General features: G+C 67.8%; 27 protein-coding genes. 14 read left to right on the top strand and 13 right to left on the bottom strand.

What is annotated here, in order from left to right:
* Positions 1-67: 67 nt before the first annotated feature.
* Positions 68-751, top strand: a complete 684-nt coding sequence (locus OG976_RS02405; protein WP_328357396.1) for an HAD family hydrolase — start codon at positions 68-70, stop codon at positions 749-751.
* 90 nt (positions 752-841) lie between these two features.
* Positions 842-2,305, top strand: a complete 1,464-nt coding sequence (locus OG976_RS02400) for a sugar porter family MFS transporter (RefSeq protein ID WP_328357393.1) — start codon at positions 842-844, stop codon at positions 2,303-2,305.
* A gap of 7 nt (positions 2,306-2,312) precedes the next feature.
* Here the strand turns inward: OG976_RS02400 and OG976_RS02395 are convergent, their stop codons facing one another.
* Positions 2,313-2,891: a hypothetical protein gene (locus OG976_RS02395; RefSeq protein WP_328357390.1), complete on the bottom strand. Its 579-nt coding sequence runs from the start codon at positions 2,889-2,891 to the stop codon at positions 2,313-2,315.
* Between the two features lie 54 nt (positions 2,892-2,945).
* Between OG976_RS02395 and OG976_RS02390 the strand changes: the two genes are divergently transcribed.
* Genes OG976_RS02390 through OG976_RS02380 form a run of 3 tightly spaced genes read left to right on the top strand, consistent with a single transcriptional unit; the run spans position 2,946 to position 4,604 of the window.
* Positions 2,946-3,227: a phosphoribosyl-ATP diphosphatase gene (locus OG976_RS02390; protein WP_167101851.1), complete on the top strand. Its 282-nt coding sequence runs from the start codon at positions 2,946-2,948 to the stop codon at positions 3,225-3,227.
* Between the two features lie 9 nt (positions 3,228-3,236).
* Positions 3,237-4,088 carry an ATP phosphoribosyltransferase gene (gene hisG / locus OG976_RS02385; protein ID WP_328357385.1) on the top strand — a complete coding sequence of 284 codons (852 nt, stop codon included), beginning with the start codon at positions 3,237-3,239 and terminating at the stop codon, positions 4,086-4,088.
* Positions 4,089-4,121: 33 nt separating this feature from the next.
* Entirely contained in the window at positions 4,122-4,604 is a 483-nt protein-coding gene (locus tag OG976_RS02380) for a DUF4126 family protein (protein ID WP_328357382.1), read from the top strand.
* Between the two features lies 1 nt (position 4,605).
* Here the strand turns inward: OG976_RS02380 and OG976_RS02375 are convergent, their stop codons facing one another.
* Together OG976_RS02375 and OG976_RS02370 are read right to left on the bottom strand one after the other, a co-directional pair.
* The gene (locus OG976_RS02375; protein WP_328357379.1) at positions 4,606-5,379 is read right to left on the bottom strand and encodes a thioesterase family protein; all 774 of its coding nucleotides are present in this window, start codon (positions 5,377-5,379) and stop codon (positions 4,606-4,608) included.
* Positions 5,376-6,224: a RecB family exonuclease gene (locus OG976_RS02370; RefSeq protein ID WP_328357376.1), complete on the bottom strand. Its 849-nt coding sequence runs from the start codon at positions 6,222-6,224 to the stop codon at positions 5,376-5,378. Before OG976_RS02370 ends, OG976_RS02375 begins: the two co-directional genes overlap by 4 nt.
* A gap of 83 nt (positions 6,225-6,307) precedes the next feature.
* On the opposite strand from OG976_RS02370, the gene OG976_RS02365 reads away from it, so the two are divergent.
* Positions 6,308-7,165, top strand: a complete 858-nt coding sequence (locus tag OG976_RS02365; RefSeq protein ID WP_328357373.1) for a tRNA (adenine-N1)-methyltransferase — start codon at positions 6,308-6,310, stop codon at positions 7,163-7,165.
* A 4-nt stretch (positions 7,166-7,169) separates the two neighbouring features.
* On the opposite strand, the gene OG976_RS02360 is transcribed toward OG976_RS02365, so the two are convergent.
* Genes OG976_RS02360 through OG976_RS02350 form a run of 3 tightly spaced genes read right to left on the bottom strand, consistent with a single transcriptional unit; the run spans position 7,170 to position 8,579 of the window.
* Positions 7,170-7,463, bottom strand: a complete 294-nt coding sequence (locus OG976_RS02360; protein WP_328357370.1) for a DUF503 domain-containing protein — start codon at positions 7,461-7,463, stop codon at positions 7,170-7,172.
* A gap of 1 nt (position 7,464) precedes the next feature.
* Positions 7,465-8,073 (bottom strand): hypothetical protein, encoded by a 609-nt coding sequence (locus OG976_RS02355; RefSeq protein WP_328357367.1) that lies wholly within the window; start codon positions 8,071-8,073, stop codon positions 7,465-7,467.
* Positions 8,074-8,084: 11 nt separating this feature from the next.
* On the bottom strand, positions 8,085-8,579 hold the full coding sequence (locus tag OG976_RS02350; RefSeq protein WP_328357364.1) for a hypothetical protein: 495 nt from the start codon (positions 8,577-8,579) through the stop codon (positions 8,085-8,087).
* A gap of 147 nt (positions 8,580-8,726) precedes the next feature.
* Between OG976_RS02350 and arc the strand changes: the two genes are divergently transcribed.
* Complete coding sequence (arc, locus tag OG976_RS02345) at positions 8,727-10,538, top strand: proteasome ATPase (protein ID WP_328357361.1); 1,812 nt, start codon at positions 8,727-8,729, stop codon at positions 10,536-10,538.
* A gap of 16 nt (positions 10,539-10,554) precedes the next feature.
* Here arc and OG976_RS02340 read toward each other — a convergent pair whose 3' ends face one another.
* The 5 genes from OG976_RS02340 to OG976_RS02320 form a co-directional block, all read right to left on the bottom strand.
* The gene (locus OG976_RS02340) at positions 10,555-10,842 is read right to left on the bottom strand and encodes a DUF732 domain-containing protein (RefSeq protein ID WP_328357358.1); all 288 of its coding nucleotides are present in this window, start codon (positions 10,840-10,842) and stop codon (positions 10,555-10,557) included.
* Positions 10,843-10,921: 79 nt separating this feature from the next.
* Positions 10,922-11,536 carry a hypothetical protein gene (locus tag OG976_RS02335; RefSeq protein ID WP_328357355.1) on the bottom strand — a complete coding sequence of 205 codons (615 nt, stop codon included), beginning with the start codon at positions 11,534-11,536 and terminating at the stop codon, positions 10,922-10,924.
* Positions 11,529-12,677, bottom strand: a complete 1,149-nt coding sequence (locus OG976_RS02330; protein WP_328357353.1) for a hypothetical protein — start codon at positions 12,675-12,677, stop codon at positions 11,529-11,531. The genes OG976_RS02335 and OG976_RS02330 overlap by 8 nt, the downstream gene beginning before the upstream one ends.
* Before the next feature lies 1 nt (position 12,678).
* Positions 12,679-13,827 (bottom strand): hypothetical protein, encoded by a 1,149-nt coding sequence (locus tag OG976_RS02325; RefSeq protein WP_328357350.1) that lies wholly within the window; start codon positions 13,825-13,827, stop codon positions 12,679-12,681.
* Entirely contained in the window at positions 13,808-15,043 is a 1,236-nt protein-coding gene (locus OG976_RS02320; protein WP_328357347.1) for a metal-dependent hydrolase family protein, read from the bottom strand. The genes OG976_RS02325 and OG976_RS02320 overlap by 20 nt, the downstream gene beginning before the upstream one ends.
* A 104-nt stretch (positions 15,044-15,147) precedes the next feature.
* Between OG976_RS02320 and dop the strand changes: the two genes are divergently transcribed.
* The 4 genes from dop (at position 15,148) to prcA (ending at position 18,604) form a co-directional block, all read left to right on the top strand.
* On the top strand, positions 15,148-16,656 hold the full coding sequence (dop, locus tag OG976_RS02315; RefSeq protein ID WP_328357344.1) for a depupylase/deamidase Dop: 1,509 nt from the start codon (positions 15,148-15,150) through the stop codon (positions 16,654-16,656).
* A 105-nt stretch (positions 16,657-16,761) separates the two neighbouring features.
* Positions 16,762-16,956 carry a ubiquitin-like protein Pup gene (locus OG976_RS02310; protein ID WP_328363076.1) on the top strand — a complete coding sequence of 65 codons (195 nt, stop codon included), beginning with the start codon at positions 16,762-16,764 and terminating at the stop codon, positions 16,954-16,956.
* Entirely contained in the window at positions 16,953-17,831 is an 879-nt protein-coding gene (gene prcB, locus OG976_RS02305) for a proteasome subunit beta (RefSeq protein ID WP_328357341.1), read from the top strand. The genes OG976_RS02310 and prcB overlap by 4 nt, the downstream gene beginning before the upstream one ends.
* Complete coding sequence (gene prcA, locus OG976_RS02300; protein ID WP_328357338.1) at positions 17,831-18,604, top strand: proteasome subunit alpha; 774 nt, start codon at positions 17,831-17,833, stop codon at positions 18,602-18,604. Before prcB ends, prcA begins: the two co-directional genes overlap by 1 nt.
* Positions 18,605-18,609: 5 nt before the next feature.
* On the opposite strand, the gene OG976_RS02295 is transcribed toward prcA, so the two are convergent.
* Entirely contained in the window at positions 18,610-20,304 is a 1,695-nt protein-coding gene (locus OG976_RS02295; RefSeq protein WP_328357335.1) for an alpha/beta hydrolase, read from the bottom strand.
* Positions 20,301-20,573 carry a hypothetical protein gene (locus tag OG976_RS02290; RefSeq protein WP_328357332.1) on the bottom strand — a complete coding sequence of 91 codons (273 nt, stop codon included), beginning with the start codon at positions 20,571-20,573 and terminating at the stop codon, positions 20,301-20,303. Before OG976_RS02290 ends, OG976_RS02295 begins: the two co-directional genes overlap by 4 nt.
* A gap of 127 nt (positions 20,574-20,700) precedes the next feature.
* Here OG976_RS02290 and pafA point away from each other — a divergent pair, with 127 nt between their 5' ends.
* The 3 genes from pafA to OG976_RS02275 are packed head-to-tail and all read left to right on the top strand — an operon-like array spanning position 20,701 to position 24,066.
* The gene (gene pafA, locus OG976_RS02285; RefSeq protein ID WP_328357329.1) at positions 20,701-22,059 is read left to right on the top strand and encodes a Pup--protein ligase; all 1,359 of its coding nucleotides are present in this window, start codon (positions 20,701-20,703) and stop codon (positions 22,057-22,059) included.
* 52 nt (positions 22,060-22,111) lie between these two features.
* Positions 22,112-23,098 (top strand): helix-turn-helix transcriptional regulator, encoded by a 987-nt coding sequence (locus OG976_RS02280; protein ID WP_328357327.1) that lies wholly within the window; start codon positions 22,112-22,114, stop codon positions 23,096-23,098.
* Positions 23,095-24,066 carry a helix-turn-helix transcriptional regulator gene (locus OG976_RS02275; protein ID WP_328357325.1) on the top strand — a complete coding sequence of 324 codons (972 nt, stop codon included), beginning with the start codon at positions 23,095-23,097 and terminating at the stop codon, positions 24,064-24,066. Before OG976_RS02280 ends, OG976_RS02275 begins: the two co-directional genes overlap by 4 nt.
* Positions 24,067-24,105 lie beyond the last annotated feature (39 nt).

Here is a 24,105-nt window from a genome sequence, read left to right as displayed (position 1 = left end):
CAATCCGTTTCGTGGCACTGCGAAAAGGATTTCCGCCCCGAGCTCAGGTGATGACACAATGACAGGCATGCGTGCAGTGCTTTTCGACATGGACGGCACCCTCGTCGACTCCGAAAAGCTCTGGGACATCTCGCTGCAGGAGCTCTACAAGAAGCTCGGCGGCGAACTCAGCCCCCAGGTGCGTGACGCCACAGTCGGCGGCTCGGCCGAGGGCGTGATGCGGATCGTCTACGACGACCTCGGCCTGGAGCACGACCCCGTCCACATGGCGGCCAGCGCCGACTGGCTGCACGACTACACCGCCGAGCTGTTCGACGACGGACTGCCATGGTGCGAGGGCGCCCAGGAGCTGCTGGACATCCTCGCCGATGCCGCGGTCCCGATGGCCCTGGTCACCAACACCCGCCGGGCATTGACCGAGCGGGCGCTGAACAGCATTGGCCGGCACTACTTCTCGGTCAGCGTCTGCGGTGACGAAGTCCCGCGCGCCAAGCCGGCGCCCGACCCGTACCGGCGGGCCGCGACGTTGCTCGGCCTGGCACCCGACCAATGCCTGGCCGTCGAGGATTCGATCACCGGGGCGGCGGCCGCAGAGGACGCCGGCTGCCCGGTCTTGGTGGTGCCCAACGACGTCGAGGTTCCCGCCACCCCGCGGCGTCATCACGTTTCGTCACTGGCCCAGGTGGGCATCCCGCAACTGCGAGAGATCTACACCGAGTTGCGGCTCGGCCTAGGGGAACGCTCCGCCTGAAGGCCACCGGCGAATATCGTCGTGTCGGCTGGCCGTCTGTGCGAAGGTAGTCCTTACCAAAAGTCTCGCAGTGCTGCGGAAAGGACGCTCATGGCCGGGCAGGGCCCCATCGACCAGACACCGTCGGCGATCACCGATGAAGACTTCTCCTCAGGCGGGACGGCCGTCCGAATCGCGTCGGTGGCCGCACTAGGTGGGCTGCTGTTCGGCTACGACAGTGCCGTCATCAACGGAGCGGTCGACTCGATCCAGGAACGCTTCGGTATCGGCAACGCCGAACTCGGTTTCGCCGTCGCCTCCGCACTGCTCGGCGCCGCGGCCGGTGCGATGTCGGCCGGCCGGATCGCCGACCGGATCGGTCGCATCTCGGTCATGAAGATCGCCGCGGTGTTCTTCTTCGTCAGTGCGATCGGCACGGGACTGGCTCCCAACGTCACGACCGTCGTCATCTTCCGGATCGTCGGCGGTATCGGCGTAGGCATCGCCTCGGTCATCGCGCCCGCCTACATTGCCGAGACCTCCCCGCCGCGTATTCGAGGCCGGCTGGGGTCACTGCAGCAACTCGCGATCGTGTCCGGCATCTTCCTGTCCTTCGCCATCAACTGGCTGCTGCAGCACGCCGCCGGCGGTCCGGGCAAGGACCTGTGGCTAGGACTCGAGGCCTGGCGCTGGATGTTCCTCGCGATGTGCATTCCCGCGGTCCTCTACGGCAGCCTGGCCTTCACGATCCCGGAGTCGCCGCGCTATCTCGTTGCCAGCCACAAGATCCCGGAAGCACGCAAGGTGCTGACCATGTTGCTCGGCGAGAAGAACCTCGAGATCACCATCAGCCGGATCCAGGAGACCCTGGAGCGCGAGGACAAGCCGTCGTGGCGCGATCTGCGCAAGCCGACGGGTGGGCTCTACGGCATCGTCTGGGTTGGCTTGGGGCTTTCGATCTTCCAGCAGTTCGTCGGCATCAACGTGATCTTCTACTACTCCAACGTGCTGTGGCAGGCGGTCGGTTTCGACGCCGACCAGTCGGCGATCTACACCGTGATTACGTCCGTGGTCAATGTGGCCACAACCCTTATCGCGATCGCGCTGATCGACAAGATCGGCCGTAAGCCGTTGCTGCTCATCGGATCCTCCGGTATGGCGGTGACGCTGATCACGATGTCGGTCATCTTCGCGAACGCGACGCTCGTCGACGGCAAGCCCAGCCTGCCCGGTGCCTCCGGGGTCATCGCACTGATCGCCGCGAACCTGTTCGTCGTCGCCTTCGGCATGTCCTGGGGTCCGGTGGTGTGGGTGCTGCTGGGCGAGATGTTCCCCAACCGGATTCGCGCCGCGGCGCTCGGGCTGGCCGCGGCCGGCCAATGGGCGGCCAACTGGCTGATCACCGTCACCTTCCCGGGACTGCGTGAGCACCTCGGGCTGGCCTACGGCTTCTACGGATTGTGCGCGGTTCTCTCGGGCATCTTCGTCTGGAAGTGGGTCATGGAGACCAAGGGCGTCTCGCTGGAGGACATGCACGCCGAAGTGCTGCACGACGACAAGACCGCGAAGGCCTGAGCGGTCCCTACGGGACGTCGGTGTATTGCCAGCTCGCCCCGGTCGACGAGAACGTGAAGCCCTTGTTCGTCTCCTCGCTGAGGCAGGAGATGCCGGCCAGCTGCGTCACGTTGCACCGGAAACCCGCGGCAGCCAGGATCTTGTCGAACGGCAGCGTCTTGGCCGTCCCGGTCGGCGGCTTGAACTCATCGGCGGACACCGACGCGAACTGCGGCTCACCCTGGGTTCGCACCACGATCGCGTTCGGGGTGACGCTGGCACCGGCGTCGTCGGTGACGCTCTGCGGTGCCCCCTGGATGCCCAGGCTGCCGCCGGAGGACTGGCAACCCGCCCAGCTACGCGCCACCACAACGCAGCGCCAGCTGCCGCTGGGACTGACGAAGTAATAGCCGGCCCGGTCGTCGGTCTTGGCGTAGAAGTCGAAGGCGTTGACCAGCTTGTCGTTGCTGGGGCGGGCCGTCGACGTGGGCGGGGGCGGCGGAGGCGGCGCCTCGTTGGTGTCGTTGCTGTTCGAGATGGGGCTCGAGCAGCCAGCCACGCTCAGCGCTGCAACCGCCACGATCGTCGCCGCCCTGATTGCTCCCACGGCACCGCAGCCTAGTCGCCGAGCGGAAACCGCCGTGACGGCACGGCGGCCGCCATGGAACAATCGCAGCCCGTGAAGACCTTCGAGGAGTTGTTCGCCGAACTGGGGGAGCGTGCGCGCACGCGTCCTGCGGGCAGCGCCACTGTCGCCGCGCTCGACGCCGGCGTGCACACCCTGGGCAAGAAGATCATCGAGGAGGCCGGCGAGGTGTGGCTGGCCGCCGAGCATGAGCCCGACGAGGCGCTGGCCGAGGAGATCAGCCAGCTGCTCTACTGGACCCAGGTTCTGATGGTCGCCCGCGGGCTGACCCTCGACGACATCTACCGGAAGCTCTAGGTGGCTGCCATGTTGCGTGTTGCGGTCCCCAACAAGGGCGCGCTGTCCGAATCCGCCGCCGAGATCCTCTCGGAAGCGGGCTACCGCCGGCGTAGCGATCCCAAGGATCTCACCGTCATCGATCGGGCCAACGGCGTCGAGTTCTTCTTCCTCCGTCCCAAGGACATCGCGATCTACGTCGGCTCCGGTCAGCTCGACTTCGGCATCACCGGCCGTGACCTGGCCGCCGAATCCGAGGCGCCGGTCAGCGAACGGCTGGCACTGGGCTTCGGGTCCTCGAGTTTCCGCTACGCCGCCCCGGCGGGGCGGGACTGGACCGTCGCGGAACTGGCCGGCAAGCGGATTGCTACCGCCTATCCGAATCTGGTCCGAAAAGACTTGCGGGACAGGGGAGTCGATGCCACCGTCATCCGCCTCGACGGCGCGGTGGAGATCTCGATCCAGCTGGGGGTGGCCGACGCGATCGCCGACGTCGTCGGCTCCGGACGCACCCTGAGCCTGCACAACCTGGTGGCCTTCGGCGATCCGCTGTGCGATTCGGAGGCGGTGCTCATCGAGCGTGCCGACGATGACGACACCTCCCGGGCCGCCCGCGATCAACTCGCCGCCCGCGTACAGGGAGTCGTGTTCGGGCAGCAGTACCTGATGCTCGACTACGACTGCCCGCGCTCAGTGCTCGATCGTGCCACCGCGATCACCCCGGGCCTGGAGTCGCCGACCATCGCCCCGTTGGCCGACGAGGACTGGGTGGCCGTGCGTGCCCTGGTCCCGCGCCGCGAGGTCAACGCGATCATGGACGAACTCGCCGCCATCGGCGCCAAGGCGATTCTGGCCTCCGACATCAGGTTCTGCCGCTTCTGAGTTGCACCTCAGATGCCGTGCTAGCGTCCGCATGTGACGCACGCACTTGTACTGCTGCTGGCTCTGCTGATCGGGGTCGTCGCCGGCCTTCGGGCGTTCACCGCCCCTGCGGTGATGGCCTGGGCTGCCTTCCTCGGCTGGATCAACCTGACCGGGACGTGGGCGTCGTGGGTGGGCCACTGGGGCACCGTGACCGTTCTGACGATCATTGCCGTCGCCGAACTGATCTCCGATCAGATGGAGCAGACCCCGAGCCGCAAGACGGCCGTCCAGTTCCTCGCCCGGCTGGCCACCGGTGCCTTCGCCGGAGCGGTGCTCGGCACGGCCTGGGGCTACCAGTGGAGCAGCCTGGGCGCCGGCATCATCGGCGCCGTGGTGGGCACCATCGGCGGATACGAGACCCGCACCCGGTTGGTTCGGGCGACCGGCGGCCGGGACTTTCCGATCGGCGTGCTCGAGGACGCGGTGGCAGTGGTGGCAGGGCTGGCGATCGCCTCGCTGGTCAGCGTTTTGTGACTTAGCTCCGGCGCTGCACCAGCAGGGTCTGGGCCGAGGTTCCGATGAACCCGTCGCGGTCGAACAGGTCGGCGGTGGTGACGCCGATTCCGTCGGGTCCGATGGACCCGCGCGCCCGCACCGCGAAGTCGGAGCCGGTCGGAAGCCGGTGCAGATGCACCGCGGTGTCGGTGTTCATGAAGACGAACTTGTCCGGATCTAGCGCTGCACCAATGCCATTCGCTGAATCGACGACCATGGTGAGTCGTTGCAGGGCGGTCGTCGGCTCGTCGTCGACCAGGCCCACCAACGGCGCCATCCAGTACAGCGCGCCGGAGGGCTCGTCGGACTGCGGTCGCCACTGGACCGAGTCGAGGTAGCCGCCGGTGTCCTTCCAGTGCAGCGCCAACGGGGCCGTCTCACCCTCGACCAGCGGCGCAAATCGGTCGGTGGTGGCATCAGCGGTGTCCGAGGTGGCCAGCGCCCACGCCGTCACCCTGGCGACCGGCCGGTCGGCCGACATCTCGGCCGACCACATCGAGATGCGACTGCCCGGCCGTTCGACGCGGACCCGCACGCGAAGCTCGGTCACCGGGATGGCGCCGAGAATGTCCAGCGTCACCCGGCCGATCCGCATCCCCGGTGGCAGCCGCTCCTCGATGGACTTGGTAAGTAGCGCCAATGGTGGTGAGCCGTGCTGGATTTCGGGGGTCCAGTTGCTACGGGTGTGATCGGTGGACTCGAACACCGCGACGTCATCCCCGGCGCCCACGCGCCGGTAGTAGCACTCGGTCATGCCGCCGGCTCGCGATTCAGCGGCTCGGGCCAGCCGGGGTAGGGCGGTGGTGTGCCCCCGTAGACCGGGCAGAGCGACTGGTGACTGCACCAGCTGCACAGCCGCGACGGGTTGGGGCGGAAATCGCCTGTGGCACCGGCTGATTGGATGGCACCCCAGATCGCCATCAACGTCTTCTCGAACCGCAGCAACTCGTCGAGGTCGGGGGTGTAGTCGAGCACTTGCCCATCGGCGAGGTAGATCAGCCGCAACCGGCTGGCCAGCACCTCACGCGAGCGCAGCAGAGCCACCGCGTAGAACTTCATCTGGAACATGGCCTTGAACTCCGCGAGCGTGCGCACCGCCGACGGCGCCCTGCCGGTCTTGTAGTCGACCACCCGGACCTCGCCGGTGCCTGCGACGTCGATGCGGTCGACGAAGCCGCGCAGCAGCGTTCCGTCGGCCAGTTCCACCTCGATGCGCTGTTCGCAGCTCTGCGGGTCGAACCGGGTCGGGTCTTCGAGCCGGTAGTAGCCGGTCAGCAGCTTGCGGGCCTGGTTGAGCAGTTGTCCGCTGTCTTCGGCGCTGAGCCCCTCGATCAGGTCGGGATGCTCGGCGAGCACCCGCTCCCAGGCGGGATCCACCAGCGCCAGGGCGGCCTGGGGCACCCGATCCGCGGCGGGCATGCCGTACAGCTGCTCGAGGGCGGAATGCACAACCGTTCCGCGCAGCTGGGCCACCGACGGCGGCTCGGGCAGCCGGTCGATCGCCCGGAACCGGTACAGCAGCGGGCACTGTTTGAAATCGGCCGCCCGCGACGGCGACAACGCCGGGCGACGGCCGTGGACGGGCGCGACATCGCTCATGGTTGGCAGCCTAGGACGCTGCGCCGACAACCCGAGGCCGCGGCGTGCGGTGAGTCGGCTCGGCTATGGCAGGCTAATCGGCTGTGACCGATGAACCTGACACCCCGCCCAGGACCGGTCCCTTCGTCGTCGGGGACCGCGTGCAGCTCACTGACCCCAAGGGTCGGCACTACACGATGGTCCTGACGCCGGGCAGCGAGTTCCACACCCACCGCGGCGCGATCGAGCACGACACGGTGATCGGGCAGCCCGAGGGCAGCGTGGTCAAGTCGACCAATGGTGACGCGTTCCTGGTGCTGCGGCCACTGCTCATCGACTATGTGCTCTCGATGCCGCGGGGCGCCCAGGTCATCTACCCCAAGGATGCCGCCCAGATCGTCCATGAGGGCGACATCTTCCCCGGCGCCCGGGTCCTGGAGGCCGGGGCCGGTTCCGGGGCGCTGACGTGCTCCCTGCTGCGTGCCGTCGGCCCCGCCGGCCAAGTGATCTCCTACGAGGTGCGCGACGACCACGCCGTGCACGCCCGGCGCAATGTGGCGACGTTTTTCGGGCAGGACCCGCAGAACTGGCGGTTGATCATCGGCGACCTCGTCGACTCCGATCTCGCCGAGGCCTCTATCGACCGGATCGTGCTGGACATGCTGGCGCCGTGGGACGTCCTGGACACCGTCGCCCGGTTGCTGATCCCCGGCGGGGTGCTCATGGTCTACGTGGCCACCGTGACGCAGCTGTCGAAGACGGTGGAGGCGCTGCGTGAGCAGCAATGCTGGACCGAGCCCAGGGCGTGGGAGTCACTGCAGCGAGGCTGGAATGTGGTCGGTCTGGCCGTGCGGCCCGAGCACAACATGCGCGGGCACACCGCATTCCTGATTTCGGCGCGCCGACTGGCGCCGGGCACCGTCACGCCGACTCCCTTGCGCCGCAAGCGGCTTGCGGTCTAGCTCGCTAGTCGTCGCTGTGCTGCAGGCCGCGGCGGGCTGAGAGCAGTTCGATCTCGGGCCGGGCGGCCACCAGCCGTTCGGCGGCGTCGAGTACCTCGACGACGTGCGCGCGGTCGGCAGCCACCACGGACAGCCCGATACCGGCCCGCCGGTGCAGGTCCAGTGATTCAGTCTCGGCCGCCGACACCTGGAAGCGGCGCTGCAGTTCGGCCACGATCGGCCGGACGATCGAGCGCTTCTCCTTCAGCGAATGGACGTCACCGAGCAGGACGTCGAACTGCAGCCAGCCGATCCACATTTCAGGGTGTGGGGGTCGGGGCCGCCGGTGCGGAGCTCGACGGCGGCGGCGGTGCTGGCGGTGTGCCGACCGGGCTGGGGCTGGCACCGGTGGCCTCGGTGCGGGCGTTGCCGAACGCCAGCAGCATCTCGGCGGTCTGCCGGGACAGCTGCCAGGCGCCCTGGTGGGAGCGGAACTCCATCGGGAAGGTGAAGCCGCCTGGATTGGCCGGGTTCGACGTCGTGACGTTGACGGTGGCCAGGGCGTCGTCGGGCGCCCGATCCGACCACCGGATGTCCGCGGCGCTGAAGGTCAACGGGGTGAAGCCGCCGTCGCGCAGCGCCGCGGCGAACTTGTCGATCGTGGCCGCGTCATCCGCCGTGGTCCCCTCGACGAGCGCGAGCTTGTCGGTGCCCTTCACCGCGGGGTCGGCCAACCGGTACAGCACATCGGTCAACGCCTCGGGCGCGGGCAGCTCGGCGGTGGTCGACGGGGGAGCCGCGACGGCCGACGCGGCCGGGTCGATCGGACTGGTCGCCGGTTTTGACTCGTCCTGGTTGGAACACCCCGATAGTGCGAGCGCCGCCACGATCGTGGCGGCGCCCAACACTGCGAACGGCGTGCGACTCATCCAGCGGCGGCTCAGCTGGCCGCACTCATCAGCGACAGCGCCGATGACTTGGTCAGCTGCCAGCCGGTGGGGCTGGGACCAGCGATGAACTGGATGCTCTGGGTTGCGACCGCGCCATTGGCCGCTGTCGCGGTCACGTTGGCGGTAGCGGTCGGCCCCTCCTGGTCGATATCGGCCACGATGAAGTTGAGCGGGAAGTAGCCCTTGGCCGAGGCGTTGCTGAAGGCGCGGTCAGCGGTGATGCCCTCGATCCGGCCGAGTCCGCCCTGGATGAAGGAGGCCTTGGAACCGGAGAACGACCCGCCGCTCTGCAGTCCGTCGAGCGTCGCCACCAGCGCACTTTGCAGCTCGGGTGCGGGTGCCTGGGGCAGCGGCGCGCCGAACACGACAGGCGATACAGCAGGCGATGCGGCGGGGCTGCTATATGCAACCGAGGTCACACCGGCGGCTGCGCCACCGATGATTGCGGCGGCTGCTACGCCCGTGGCTAGCAGTTTCAGGGTCACGGCTGTCCTTTCGATCGGCCCGACTCATCCATGAGGTTAACAGTGTTGCCAGTGTGTCGAAATTCCCCGAGCGCACAAGATCGGCCATGGGCCGGTAGCGTTGGGGTATCCGCCGCACCAACTCTCGGTGTGGGAAAGGAGCGCAACATGACTGAGTCACAGCACGAAGAGCCACAGCTGTCCAGCGATGACGCTGCCGAACTGGAGCAGCTGCGCCGCGAAGCCTCGATTCTGCGCGAGCAACTCGAGAACGCGATCGCGCAGGGCACCCCGCGCACCGCCCGGGACATCCAGCAGCTCGAGGCGCGGATCGACTCCCTGGCCGCACGCAACGCAAAGCTGATGGACACGCTCAAGGAAGCCCGCCAGCAACTGCTGGCGCTGCGCGAGGAGGTCGACCGGCTGGGCCAGCCGCCCAGCGGCTACGGCGTTCTGCTCAACGCCCACGAGGACGACACCGTCGACGTGTTCACCTCCGGGCGCAAGATGCGGCTCACGTGCTCGCCCAACATCGACGTGAAGTCGTTGAAGCAAGGCCAGACCGTGCGCCTCAACGAGGCACTGACGGTCGTGGAAGCCGGCAACTTCGAGGCGGTCGGAGAGATCTCCACGCTGCGCGAGATCCTGGCCGACGGCCACCGCGCCCTGGTGGTCGGCCACGCCGATGAGGAACGCATCGTGTGGCTGGCCGAGCCGCTGGTGGCGATGGAGGACCTGCCCGTCGACGTCGCCGAGGAACTCGACGACGACGATCTGCGGCCGCGCAAGCTGCGTCCCGGTGACTCGCTGCTGGTCGACACCAAGGCCGGCTATGCCTTCGAGCGCATCCCGAAGGCCGAGGTCGAGGACCTCGTGCTCGAGGAAGTGCCCGATGTCGCCTACTCCGACATCGGCGGCCTGACCCGCCAGATCGAGCAGATCCGCGACGCCGTCGAGCTGCCGTTCCTGCACAAGGAGCTCTACCGGGAGTACTCGCTGCGCCCGCCCAAGGGTGTGCTGCTCTACGGCCCTCCCGGGTGCGGCAAGACGCTCATCGCCAAGGCGGTGGCCAACTCGCTGGCCAAGAAGATGGCCGAGGTGCGCGGTGAGGACGCCCGCGAGGCGAAGTCGTACTTCCTCAACATCAAGGGTCCCGAGCTGCTGAACAAGTTCGTCGGCGAGACCGAGCGCCACATCCGGCTGATCTTCCAGCGGGCCCGCGAGAAGGCCTCCGAGGGCACCCCGGTGATCGTGTTCTTCGACGAGATGGACTCGATCTTCCGCACCCGCGGCACCGGTGTGAGCTCGGACGTGGAGACCACCGTCGTGCCGCAATTGCTCTCCGAGATCGACGGCGTGGAGGGGCTGGAGAACGTCATCGTGATCGGCGCCTCCAACCGTGAGGACATGATCGACCCGGCCATCCTGCGGCCCGGGCGCCTGGACGTGAAGATCAAGATCGAGCGCCCGGATGCCGAAGCGGCACAGGACATCTTCTCGAAGTACCTCACCGAGAACCTGCCGGTCAACGTCGATGATCTCGCGGAGTTCGACGGTGACCGCGGGCAGTGCATCCGGGCGATGATCGAGAAGGTCGTCGATCGGATGTATGCCGAGATCGACGACAACCGGTTCCTGGAGGTCACCTACGCCAACGGTGACAAGGAAGTCATGTACTTCAAGGACTTCAACTCCGGTGCCATGATCCAGAACGTCGTCGACCGCGCGAAGAAGTACGCGATCAAGTCGGTGCTCGAAACCGGCCAGCACGGCCTGCGGATCCAGCACCTGCTCGACTCGATCGTCGACGAGTTCGCCGAGAACGAGGACCTGCCCAACACCACCAATCCGGATGACTGGGCGCGGATCTCGGGCAAGAAGGGCGAGCGGATCGTTTACATCCGCACGCTGGTCACCGGCAAGTCATCGAGCGCCTCGCGGGCGATCGACACCGAATCGAACCTGGGCCAGTACCTGTAGCGGCGCTCTGGCGCGTTCAGCACAGGTGGATGACGGCTGCCTCGTAGATGTAGGTGGCCTCGTCGACCCCGACGCTGTCGGCAGTGTTGTTGTAGATCGCCTCGACTGTCGTCGCTTGCGGCACTCCGTGCTTGACGTCGGTGCAGATCTCCTGGCCCATGCCCAGGGCCGCGGTGGTCGGACCGTCAAAACCGTTGTTGGCCAGGTCCTGTAGGTAGCTCGCCTCGTCTGCCGAGGCGGGCGCCGCGGTGGCCAGTCCGGCGGCAAGGGCGGCAGCGGCCAAGGGCAGCAGCAGTTTCTTCATCGGTGTCTCCTTTTCACCACAACGTTTGCGCAGTGTAGGAGCGCCGGCGGTGTTACGCAGCGCATTCGCCAGGACGGCGTCAGAACTCCAGCGAGTAGGTATTGGTCAGATCGTCTTGCAGGACGTGCGCATCGCGGGTCGTGGTGTCGACGGTCAACCGCTCGCTGAGGACGCGGGTTTCGTATCGCCAGCCCTCGGGAAGGTTGAGCCGCCGGCCCAGCCCGGGCAGATCCTCCAGACCCAGGTTGCCGTCGACGACCTGGCTCCAGGTCTGCATCACCCAGCGCTGGCCGTCGGAGTCGACGAGTTCGAACACCGGCCGGCCCGCATCGAAATGGAACGCGGTGTGACGCGCGACGTAGTTGACGCTGTAGGGCGCCGGGTTGTGCGAGGCCAGTTGCACTGTCGCCTGCTTGATCATCTCGATGCCGCCGAACGACTTGGTCTCCTGCTCACCCTGGGTCACCTTGTCGATACCGCTCATCAGCCAGTAGCGCGGCCCGTTGAGCAGTGCTGCCACGGCGTCGTTCTCCCTGGCGAGGGCATCCGCGTCGAGGGCATCCCACAGTTCGGCGGGGCAGTCGTTGAGCGGAAAACTGTTGTACACGCTGGCTTGTGGGCCCGACTCGCCGATGTTCACCAGAAGCACTTCGCCGTAGCGCTTTCCGAACAGGTCTCCGGTCTGCTCAACCATGACGTCCCTCCATCTCCAAGTACGCGTCGCGGCCGGCCAGACTCACCGCCACGTCGGCGATCAACGGGTCGAAGAACCGCTGCCGGTACAGCGGGTCAACGCTCGTGCTCACCGTGAAGTACAACCCCGACAGCACTGCTACGAATAACGAAGTATGCACCACGGTCTGTGGTACCGGCACATGGATGCCGAACCATGTTCCATCGCAGGGAGGTTCGCCTACCGCACAGTTCTGCTCGGCTGACCACAACACGGTCACGTCGTCCGGGATGGCGATGGTTCCCAACGCCAGGAAGAACACGAACAGGCCGGTGGTGAAGAACACCACCTGGATCGCCTGGGACACCACCATCACCGCGACGACGTTGACCTGCTCCGCCAACGACAGGGGGGTTCGGGCCGGTTCGGTGTCGGTGGCCAGCGGGGTGCCGGCCAGTAGTCCGGCGCTGTCCCGGGGCCCCGACCGGTCGTCGCGCAGGGCCTTCACCTCGTCGCGGATGGTGACCACCATGAAGGCGATGGCTACCAGGGACAGGAAACCGATTGTCTGCCAAAGCCGTTCGCGGGTCATCCGGGCGGACAGCTGCCACAGTTCACCGGTGAAGTACACGACCACGGTCAGCATCAACAGCGGCAGGGCACGGCTCATCAACGTCCCGAGTGCACCGAACTGCACCCAGGCGTAGCGGAACGCCCATAGCAGGATTGAGCCGATGCCAATGTACGTCAGCCAAACCGCAAGCAGTGCAACGACTCCGAAGCCGGCGACCTCGGCGAGGGTCAGTCCGGACCAGCCGCTGAAGGCGAACGGAAATCCGACCACGAACAATGCCATCACGGTCAATGCGGCACTGCGGCGCCCGGCCTCGCTACGGGTGGTGCCGGCCCGATGCAGCAGATAGAGCGCGAACGGTGCCGCGGTCAGAACGACGGCGAGCACGACGAGCTTGACCACGTTGCCGATATCGGCCGTGCCGTCGCTGACGTCGGCGACCGCCGCGGTCAGTGCGATCACCGCGCCGGTGCCGCTGACCACCGGTGCCGAGCGCTCGATCAGGGCGCGGGAGCGCACCCGGCGGGTGAGCACCAGGGGCAGACCGCGGGCCAGGAACCACTCGTGCACACGACGGATGTCGGACATCTCACCGCCTTGGCAGTGCGGAGCGGTAGCGGTTGCGCGCCACGAGGGTCTGCCGCAGCTCGTCGATCAACGGCTCGATGAACTGCGCCCGGTAGTCGGTATCGCTGACCGCCTTAGCGGACAGGTACATGAAGGTGATCGCGGCCAGCAACATGCTGGTCTGGAGTAGCGCGTCGGGCACTGGCAGCGTCATCCCGAGTAGATGACCGTCGGGCCGTCCGGCGCCACGAGTCCAGGCGTCCAGCGTCTCGGGACTCAGGATGATGAGCCCGAACACGACGAAGATGGCGCCGGTCAGCATCGCGACGGTGAGCACCTGGGTCACTTGGGAGGCGGCGACGACGAACACCACGTTGGCACGTTCGGCCCGGGACAGCGGCCTGCCGCTCGCAGGGTCGGGTATCCCCGCGAATGGTGTGTCGTCGAGGGTCTCGTCACCTTCGAGCGCCGGACTGGTCTCCGCCAGAATCGGCCGGACCCGGTCCAGCGTGTTGGACACCAGAAACGCGGCAGCGATGAGAACAAGGAAAAGCATTCCTGCCCAGAGTCTTTGGCGGCTGATCAGCGCCGTCATCTGCCATACCGGACCGTTGAAGAAAACCAGGAACGTCAGCAGTACGACGGGTAGCGCGCGGACGAACATGCCGCCGATCGACGCCAGGTTGGTGCGCGTGACGTAGAGCATGAAACCGAGCAGTGATCCGGCGCCCGACGCCGTGGCCACCAAGATCAGGGCGAGGGTGATCGCGGCGCTGACCAGGTTCACCAGAATCCGGTTACCCGGTCCGCCGAAGATCATCCCGACGACGATCGCGGCCAACGCGACGTTGGCCGCCATCGCCCGGCGCAACGGGTTGGTCAGACGTGAGACCAGCCAGCCCGCGAGCGCGGCGACCGGTAGCACGAGGACCACCAGCGCCAGGGCCACACCTTCGGCCAGATCGGGCCGGCCGGGAATGTCGACGGTGTGCTGGCCGGTGACAGTGACGATCGCGATCGAGTTGAGCGCGATGACGGCGTAGGCCGCCAACGCGGGCGCCGACCGACTCCACACCCGGCTCACCAACGCGCGCCTGCGAACCACCGCGGGCAGGCCGCGGGCCAGGAACCAGTGGTCGGCCGCATAGCGGTCAGTCGATGGCGAAGCCACCACGATTACCCACCGTCTTCCCTTCCTTGACGACCAGCAGGACATTAGCCGGATCACCAAGGGAATTGATGTCGTCGACAGGATTGCCCCGAACGACAACGAGATCCGCGATCTTGCCCGGCTGCACCGTGCCGAGGGTGTCGTCGACACCGCACAGCTGGGCCGAGGTCAGCGTGCCGGCCACGATGGCCTGCATCGGAGTGAGCCCGCCGAACTTCACCAGCAGACCGAGTTCCTTGAGGTTGGTGCCGTGGTCGGGGGAGAGCCCGGCATCGGTACCGACCGCGATCCGAACACCTGCCGCGGCCGAGGCGGCGATCGAATCATGAGCCATGGCATGCCATTTCGCGCTCTTGGCGGCGCCTTGGGGAGATGCGGTGACAGGCTTCATCGTTTCCAGCAGCGTCGGAACCAGAAAGGTGCCCTGCGCGACCATCTGATGGCGCAGCTCGTCGTCGAGTTCATAACCGTGTTCGATGCTGTGGACGCCCGCGTCGACCGCCGCCTTGATCCCGGCGTACCCGATCGCATGGGCGGCGACCGGACGGCCGCCGTAGTTATGGCCTTCTTCGACGACCGCGGAGATCATCTCGCGCCGCATCCCCAGCCAGCTCGGGTCGTCGTTGGGAGATGACACCCCGCCGCTGGAGGCGATCTTGATGACGTCGGCACCGGCGCGCAGGAGCTCACGGGCGCGCTTGCGTGCGGCGTCGACGCTGTCGACCAGATAGGCGCCGATGAAACCGCCGAGGTCGATGCCGGACGGGAGGTGAAAATCTGCGTGGCCGCCGCTTTGGCTGAGCATGTTGACCGCTACGAGCAGGCGCGGACCGGTGATCAGTCCGTCGGCGACGGCTTCTCGGACGCCGGTGTCGATGCCCATCAGGTCACGAGCCGTGGTCACACCGTTTTCCAGGGTCACCCGCAGGCGTTCGATCAACTGGAAGTATCCGTACGACGGCGGTTTGAGGGCCTTCTCCAACGGGCTGCCCGTCGAGCCGGGCAACCCGAAGTGGACGTGACAGTCGAAGAAGCCGGGGCAGATCGTGTTCCCGCCGAGGTCGACGCGAATGGCGTCGGCCGCCTGCGGTGGCGCGTCGGACTCTGCACCGGCCCAGGAGATTCGGTCGCCGTCGACCACCACCGCGGCATCGCGCACCGGCGGCGCACCGGTTCCATCGATCAGCACGCCGTGGTGCAGGACAAGTCGCGTCATCGTGGTGCCCACTTCACCAACTCCGCAGGCAAGACGCAATCGTCCACGCCGCACCGCCGCTCCTGCCGCACTGCTGTCATCGCCACCCCGTTAGGCTTACGGCCATGCAACGGATTATCGGGACCGAGGTCGAGTACGGCATCTCCTCGCCGTCCGACCCGACCGCCAATCCGATCCTCACCTCGACTCAGGCGGTGCTGGCGTACGCCGCGGCCGCCGGTATCCAGCGGGCCAAGCGAACCCGATGGGACTACGAGGTGGAGTCCCCACTGCGCGACGCCCGCGGCTTCGACCTGAGCCGTGCGACGGGGCCCCCGCCGATCGTGGACGCCGACGAGGTCGGCGCCGCGAACATGATCCTGACCAACGGCGCCCGGCTGTATGTCGACCACGCCCACCCGGAGTATTCGGCCCCCGAGGTCACCGATCCGATGGATGCGGTGATCTGGGACAAGGCCGGCGAGCGGGTGATGGAGGCCGCCGCGCGGCATGTGGCCAGTGTCCCGGGGGCGGCCAAGCTTCAGCTCTACAAGAACAATGTCGACGGCAAGGGCGCCTCGTACGGCTCGCACGAGAACTATCTGATGAGCCGGCAGACGCCGTTCTCCGCGGTGATCTCGGGCCTGACTCCGTTCATGGTGTCCCGCCAGGTCATCACCGGCTCCGGCCGAGTGGGAATCGGGCCGTCCGGTGACGAGCCGGGCTTCCAGTTGTCCCAGCGTGCCGACTACATCGAGGTCGAGGTCGGCCTCGAGACCACACTCAAGCGCGGCATCATCAACACCCGCGACGAGCCGCACGCCGACGCCGACAAGTACCGCCGGCTGCACTGCATCATCGGTGACGCCAACCTCGCGGAGACGTCGACCTATCTGAAGGTGGGCACCACCTCGCTGGTGCTCGACCTCATCGAAGAAGGCCCGCACCACGGGCTGGATCTGTCCGACCTGGCGCTGGCCCGGCCCGTGCACGCCGTGCACGTCGTGAGCCGGGACCCGTCGCTTCGGGCGACGGTGGCCCTGGCCGACGGGCGTGAATTGACCGCCCTTGCCCTCCAGCGGATCTACCTGGACCGGGTGGCCAAGCTGGTCGACGCCCGCGATCCCGATCCACGCGCCTCGCACGTCGTGGAAACCTGGGCGCACATCCTCGACCTGCTCGAACGGGACCCGATGGAATGTGCCGAGCTGCTGGACTGGCCGGCCAAGCTGCGCCTGCTCGAAGGTTTCCGCAATCGGGAGAACCTCGGCTGGTCGGCTCCGCGCCTGCACCTGGTGGATCTGCAGTACTCCGACGTCCGGCTGGACAAGGGGCTGTACAACCGGCTGGTGGCACGCGGATCGATGAAACGCCTGGTCACCGAGCAGCAGGTGCTCGACGCGGTGGACAATCCGCCGACCGACACCCGGGCGTACTTCCGCGGCGAATGCCTGCGCCGCTTCGGCGCCGACATCGCGGCGGCGAGCTGGGACTCGGTGATCTTCGACCTCGGCGGTGACTCGCTGGTCCGGATCCCGACGCTGGAGCCGCTGCGGGGCAGCAAGGCTCATGTCGGTGCGTTGCTGGATTCGGTCAACAGTGCCGTCGAACTGGTGGAACAACTCACGACCTGACGATCGTTAGAAGGAGCAATACCGGCCTCGACCGGTAGTGTGAAGGAACCGGCGGCCCGTACCGCATGGCACGACAAGGCCGCCGATGACGAGCAGGAGGCAGCGATGGCTCAAGAGCAGACCAAGCGTGGTGGCGGCGGCGGCGATGACGACGACGTCACCGGCGACGCGGCTGGCGGGCAGGAGCGTCGCGACAAGCTCGCCGAGGAGACCGATGATCTGCTGGACGAGATCGATGACGTCCTCGAAGAGAACGCCGAGGACTTCGTGCGCGCTTACGTCCAAAAGGGCGGACAGTGACCTGGCCGTTCTCTGATCGCCTGGCCACTAGTTCACCCCTGACGGATCTGTCGTCGTTCTCCGAGTTCCTTCGGCGCGAGGCTCCGCAGTTGCTGCCGACCGCAGGAACCGTCGGTGCGCCGGCACCGGGTGACGCACTGCCGCACGGCACGACGATCGTGGCGCTGCGCTATCCCGGTGGCGTGCTCATCGCCGGCGACCGGCGCTCGACGCAGGGCCATATGATCGCCGGCCGCGACGTCCAGAAGGTCTACATCACCGACGATTACACCGCGACCGGCATCGCCGGTACCGCGGCGATCGCCGTCGAGTTCGCCCGGTTGTACGCCGTGGAACTCGAGCACTACGAGAAGCTCGAAGGGGTGGCGCTGACCTTCGCCGGCAAGGTGAACCGGTTGGCGATCATGGTGCGCGGCAACCTCGGTGCCGCACTGCAGGGTTTCGTGGCGCTGCCACTGCTGGTCGGTTATGACCTTGCCGACCCGGACCCGCAAGCGGCCGGCCGCATCGTGTCGTTCGACGCGGCGGGCGGGTGGAACATCGAGGACGAGGGCTACCAGTCGGTGGGCTCGGGTTCGATCTTCGCCAAGTCGTCGATCAAGAAGCTCTACGCCGGTGTGACCGACGCGGAATCGGCGCTCAGGGTCGCCGTCGAGGCGCTCTACGATGCCGCCGACGACGACTCCGCCACCGGCGGGCCGGATCTGGTGCGCGGGATCTTCCCGACCGCGGTGACCATCGAGGCTGACGGCGCGCTCGAGGTGGCCGAGGAGCGGATTTCCCGGCTGGCTCGTGAGGTGATCCAAACACGTTCCCGGACAAACACATTCGGTCCCGGCAAGGGGCCGAGTAACGAAGCACCTCGGGTGGATTAGTGAGCTTCCCATATTTCATCTCGCCCGAACAGGCGATGCGCGAGCGCTCGGAGCTCGCCCGTAAGGGTATTGCCAGGGGTCGTAGCGTGGTGGCGCTGGCGTACGCCGGTGGTGTCCTCTTCGTCGCCGAGAACCCGTCGCGCTCGTTGCAGAAGGTCAGTGAGCTCTACGACCGCGTGGGCTTTGCGGCGGTGGGCCGGTTCAACGAGTTCGACAACCTGCGCCGCGGCGGTATCCAGTTCGCCGACACCCGTGGTTATGCCTACGACCGTCGCGACGTCACCGGGCGTCAGCTGGCCAACGTCTACGCGCAGACGCTGGGCACCATCTTCACCGAGCAGGCCAAACCCTATGAGGTGGAGCTGTGCGTGGCCGAGGTGGCGCACTTCGGTGAGACGAAACCCCCTGAGCTGTACCGGATCACCTACGACGGGTCGATCGCCGACGAGCCGCAGTTCGTCGTCATGGGTGGCACCACCGAGCCGATCATCACCGCGCTCAAGGAGACCTACTCCGAGAACGCCGAGTTGGCCGACGCGGTAGGTATCGCGGTCGGCGCCCTGCGCGCGGGCATCTCGAGCGCAACCAACAATGCTTCCCCGCCCGCCGAGCCCCGGGTGCTGGGGGTTTCGAGCCTCGAGGTGGCGGTACTGGACGCCAACCGGCCCAGGCGGGCGTTTCGCCGGATCACCGGCGCGGCACTGGAAGCGCTACTGCCCAAGGTCGATTCGGCATCCGAGGAGCCGGTCGTCGACGAAGGCAGCGCCGAGTAGCTCAGCTACCGGATGTGTTCGCGGTCGCCGATGATCACGGCCAGGATGTTGTGCCAGGCATCGGAGGGTTCGGTGAGCACGTCGCTGTGCGTCGAGAGCCCGACCATCGGCTCCCCGGTCAGGCGCCGACCCGTAGCCAACGGGATGACGCCGGGCATCTCGTCGGGGTCGGCCCCGTGCGGCCCGAACGGAATGCCCTGCACGGCGCTGATCAGATCCCCGGGCGCGGTCATGGAAAAGCGCAGCACCGCCGGATTGCGGTTGTGCCAGTCGGCCGGGCTGTGCACACCCACCCCCGCGCCGGCGGCCTCGACGTAGATCACCCGGTCGGCGGTCAACCCGAACCGTTCGGCGGTCCCGACGATCGAACCGCCGTAGGAATGCCCGATATAGGTGACGGGGATATCTCCGGCCCGGCGTTCGACATCCTCGCTGAACGCCACCAGCCTCGGTGCCATCGCCAGGGCGTAGTCCGGCTCCGCGGCATCGACGATCCCGGCCGGTAGCGGTCCGGTCGGGAACGGGCCGCCGAGATAGTTGATCATCGCCACGTCGCCGCCGGATCCGGCGACGAACCGACGGGTGGTGGCCAGATCGTCGGCGGTGTCGCCGAAGGTGGTGTTGAGTCCCGGCACCAGCACCCCGATCGCTCGGGCCCGGCCGAGGTCCCCGGACAGTTCGATGAACATCTCGCGGTCGGGGTCGAAAGCCAGTATCTGGCGGGGGATTCGACGGTCACGGTCGAGCGGGTCGGGAACGTCCGCGAGAAGCCTTTCGTAGTAGGCGATCCGGCGGTTGGCGGCGCGGTCATGGCCCGCGATCACCGCGTCGCGCATCGTCGGGTCGGTGTGCAGGACCGCCCAGAGTCGTTCGGCGTCAGCCGGATTCATCCCCGGCGAGATCGCCGAACGAAGTTTGTCCTCGACGGGCCGATCCAGGGTGCGGCGCTCGTCGAGGATCGCGGTGGCGATGTTGATCCGGTTGGCCGCGACCCTCATCTCCCAGGGCACACCGTCGGTGTTGCCGACCTCATGGGGCGCGTGCTCGACGAGGCGCTCGCGCTCGGCGGCCGACAGCGTGGCGATCTGGCCGGCGATGCGGTCCTGGCTCATCGTGGGCCAGTCACCGACCGCGGCGCCCGCGGCACCCGCCGGACGCACCGCTGCCGGTCCCGGCGCGACGTCGAACGCCGCGTCGATCGCCCGCGCCGCCTCGGCGTCGGCCGCGCCGAGCCGGGTCAGGCTCTGCCGCAGCCGCCGCGTCAGGTGGTCAGCGCGCACGGTCAGCATCGTCATCGCCGCCGTTGGTGACCCTCCGCTGCAGGCCACCAGCAGCTCCGACGGGCTCGCCGGCGGTGCGACGGCCCCGTCGTCACTGACCGAACAGCCGTCGGCCCGCGCCTCCGCGAGGTCAGCCACGACCTGCTCGCGGGCAGTGGTCAGTGCCTGCTGGGCGTCGCGGGCTTCGGCAGCGGCCAGAACCAGTGCCCGGCACAGCTCGCGCAGCCCCGCGGCGGTCGGTGCAAGCCCCCGGCGGGCGGCATCGGCACCGGCACCGGACCACCACGTGGTCTGCATGGCGTGTTCGACGGCGTCGGCGTGGGACTGCAGCCGGCCCGCGGTGGCCTCCCACTCCTGTGCGAGATCGCCGAGCCTCGCGGGCTGCCAGCCCAGCGCCTGGGAGACGGTCGGCCCGCTCACCGCAGCCGCAGGCCCTCGGCATGGGCCTGCTCGGCCGCGGACAGTTCCTCGATGCAGCGCCGGGCCGCGCTCACCCAGTCGGCCACGGCGGTGGCATGTCGTCGCACGTCAGCGGTGGCGCGCCGGGGTGCCTGCGCGGTCTCGAGCGCCGAGCCGGCCAGGGCCGCCACACCGGGTATGGATACCGCGGACAGGTCGGTGGCGGCCTGCGCGGCACGGTCGGTCAGGGCCCGCAGGGCCGCGGTGTCGAGGCCGACGGTCTCGGGCATGGCTCATGGTCACACGCACCGCCGAGGGAGGCTTTCGGTGATTAACAGGGCAATCCGCAGCAATCTGAGGAGCTTTCGCAGCCGGCTTGCCCACCGCTACCCCATGACAACCAGTAGTCTCGAAGATGTGCAGCGAAGGATCATGGGCATCGAAACCGAATTCGGTGTCACCTGCACGTTCCACGGCCATCGGCGGCTCAGTCCCGACGAGGTCGCCCGGTATCTGTTCCGCCGGGTCGTGTCGTGGGGCCGCAGCTCGAATGTATTTCTGCGCAACGGCGCGCGGTTGTACCTGGATGTCGGAAGCCACCCGGAGTACGCCACCGCCGAATGCGACAACCTGGTGCAACTGGTCACCCACGACCGCGCCGGCGAGCGGGTTCTGGAGGATCTGCTCATCGACGCCGAGCAGCGGCTGGCCGACGAGGGCATCGGCGGTGACATCTATCTGTTCAAGAACAACACCGACTCGGCCGGTAACTCCTACGGCTGCCACGAGAACTACCTGATCGTGCGGGCCGGGGAGTTCTCCCGGATCTCCGATGTGCTGCTGCCGTTCCTGGTCACCCGCCAGCTGATCTGCGGCGCGGGCAAGGTGCTGCAGACCCCGAAGGCCGCGACGTTCTGCCTGTCGCAGCGCGCCGAACACATCTGGGAAGGCGTATCCAGCGCGACGACGCGGTCCCGGCCGATCATCAACACCCGCGACGAGCCGCACGCCGATGCCGAGAAGTACCGCAGGCTGCACGTGATCGTCGGCGACTCCAACATGTGCGAAGCCAGCACGATGCTCAAGGTGGGCACGGCATCGCTGGTGCTGGAGATGATCGAGGCCGGTGTCGCCTTCCGCGACTTCTCGCTGGACAACCCGATCCGGGCCATCCGGGAAGTCAGCCACGACCTGACCGGCCGCCGGCCCGTCCGCTTGGCCGGTGGACGCCAGGCCAGCGCCCTGGACATCCAGCGGGAGTACTTCACCCGCGCGGTGGAGTACCTGCAGACCCGCGAGCCCAACACCCAGATCGACCAGGTGGTCGATCTGTGGGGGCGCCAGCTCGATGCGGTCGAGAGCCAGGACTTCGCCAAGGTCGACACCGAGATCGACTGGGTGATCAAGCGCAAGCTCTTCCAGCGCTACCAGGACCGCTACAGCATGGAGCTGTCGGATCCGAAGATCAGTCAGCTCGACCTGGCCTACCACGACATCAAGCGCGGCCGCGGCGTGTTCGACCTGCTGCAGCGCAAGGGCCTGGCGACCCGGATCACCACCGACGAGGAGATCGAGGCCGCCGTCGACACCCCGCCGCAGACCACCCGGGCCAAGCTGCGCGGCGAGTTCATCAGCGCCGCGCAGGAAGCCGGCCGCGACTTCACCGTCGACTGGGTGCACCTCAAGCTCAACGATCAGGCTCAGCGCACCGTGTTGTGCAAGGACCCGTTCCGGTCGGTCGACGAGCGGGTCAAGCGGCTCATCGCGAGCATGTAGCCCTCGCGCGCGCCGCAGGGACGACGCGCCGTTTCCCGCTAAGGTTGGGCGAGTGGCGACATCCAAGGTCGAGCGGTTGATGAACCTCGTCATCGCCCTGCTGTCCACCCACGGCTACATCACCGCCGAGCGCATCCGCGAGAGTGTGGCCGGCTATGCCGACAGTCCCAGCGACGAAGCGTTCTCCCGAATGTTCGAGCGGGACAAGAACGAACTGCGCGACCTCGGCATCCCGCTGGAGACCGGCAGGGTATCGGCGTTCGACCCCGCCGAGGGATACCGGATCAACCGCAACGCCTACGCGCTGCCCGATATCGAACTCACCGCGCAGGAGGCGGCCGCTGTCGCGGTCGCGGCTCAACTGTGGGAGTCGCCCGAATTGATCACCGCCACCCAGGGCGCGCTGCTGAAACTGCGGGCCGCCGGGGTCGAGGTGGATGCCGACGCCGCGGTCGCGATCACCACCGCGGCCGGCCCGCCGGGCTTGCGCGGCTCGGAGGATGCGCTGGGAATCCTGTTGTCCGCCATCGATTCCGGCCAGCCGGTGCGGTTCCTGCACCGGCCGTTGCCGACCGAGCCGTACACGGCACGCACGGTCGAGCCATGGGGTGTGGTCACCGCCCGGGGACGCTGGTATCTGGTCGGGCACGACCGTGACCGCGACGCCACCCGGACCTTCCGGTTGTCCCGGATCGGCGCGGACGTCGAAACCGTCGGACCCGCCGGTTCGGTGACCCGGCCCGACGGTGTGGACCTGCGGGCCATCGTCGAGAAGGCGATCGGCGAAGCGCCCACCGGCGTGCGGGCCAGAGTCTGGGTGGCCGACGGCCGGGCCACGGCCCTGCGCCGCGCCGGCACGTCGATCGGCCCGCGGACGATCGGCGGCCGGGCCGGTGAGGTCATCGACCTCGATCTGGGCACCCGTGACCGGCTGGCCCGCGAGATCGCCGGGTACGGGGCAGACGCGCTCGTTCTCGAACCGGCCGCGCTGCGCGAGGACGTCGTGGCCCGGCTGACGGCGCAGGCGGGCCACGCATGACGCCCGTCTCGACCCGGCTTGTCCGGCTGCTCAACATGGTGCCCTACCTCAAGGCCAACCCGCAGATCACCTATGACGAGGCCGCCGCAGACCTCGGCGTCACCCGCAAGCAACTCCAGCAGGACCTCGACCAGTTGTGGATGTGCGGCCTGCCGGGGTACGGCCCCGGCGACCTCATCGATTTCGAATTCTCCGGTGACACCATCAATGTCACGTTCACCGCGGGCGTGGACGCCCCGCTGCGGCTCACCTCGCCGGAAGCGACCGGACTTCTGGTCGCACTGCGGGCACTCGTCGACATCCCCGGCGTCGTCGACCCCGAGGCTGCCCGCAGCGCGATCGCCAAGATCGAGTCGGCGGCCGGCACCATCGCCCACGACCAGACCCACGCGGCAGCCGCCGTCGAGGAGCAGGCACCGATCGAGAGCGATGCCGCCGCGGCGGTACGGGCCGCGGTCGGCGGTCGACGTGCCTTGAGCATCGAGTACTACTCGGCGTCCCGGGACATGTTGTCCACCAGGATCGTTGACCCGATCCGGGTGGTACTCGTCGCCGACCACTCCTATCTGGAGGCGTGGTCGCGGGAAGCCGACGGCGTGCGGCTGTTCCGCTTCGACCGCATCGTGGACGCCAGCGTGCTCGACGAACCGGCCGCGCCACCGGAACCCGCCGTGCAGTCGCCCCCGGACACTTCGCTGTTCGACGCGGACCCAGCCCTGCCTGCGGCCACCCTGCTGGTCGCGCCGACGGCGTCGTGGATGCTCGAGTACTACCCGATGCGGGTCGGCGCGCAGCATCCCGACGGCTCGTATGAGGCGGCGATGACCTATGCCTCCGACGAGTGGATGACCCGGTTGCTGCTGGGTTTCGGTCCTGACGTGCGGGTTCTGGGACCGGCGTCGCTGGTCACCCGGGTGGCACAAGCGGCCGGCGCGGCGCTGGCGGCCTACGCCGGGCTGCCTGGCTGATTCCGCGTCCAGGCTCGTCACAGCACCGGTGGGGTAGCA

It is taken from the genome of Mycobacterium sp. NBC_00419, assembly GCF_036023875.1.
In the GTDB taxonomy this organism is placed as follows: Bacteria; Actinomycetota; Actinomycetes; order Mycobacteriales; family Mycobacteriaceae; genus Mycobacterium.
Note: the sequence above shows the minus strand (reverse complement) of the source record. Positions and strands in the feature narration are given on the sequence as shown.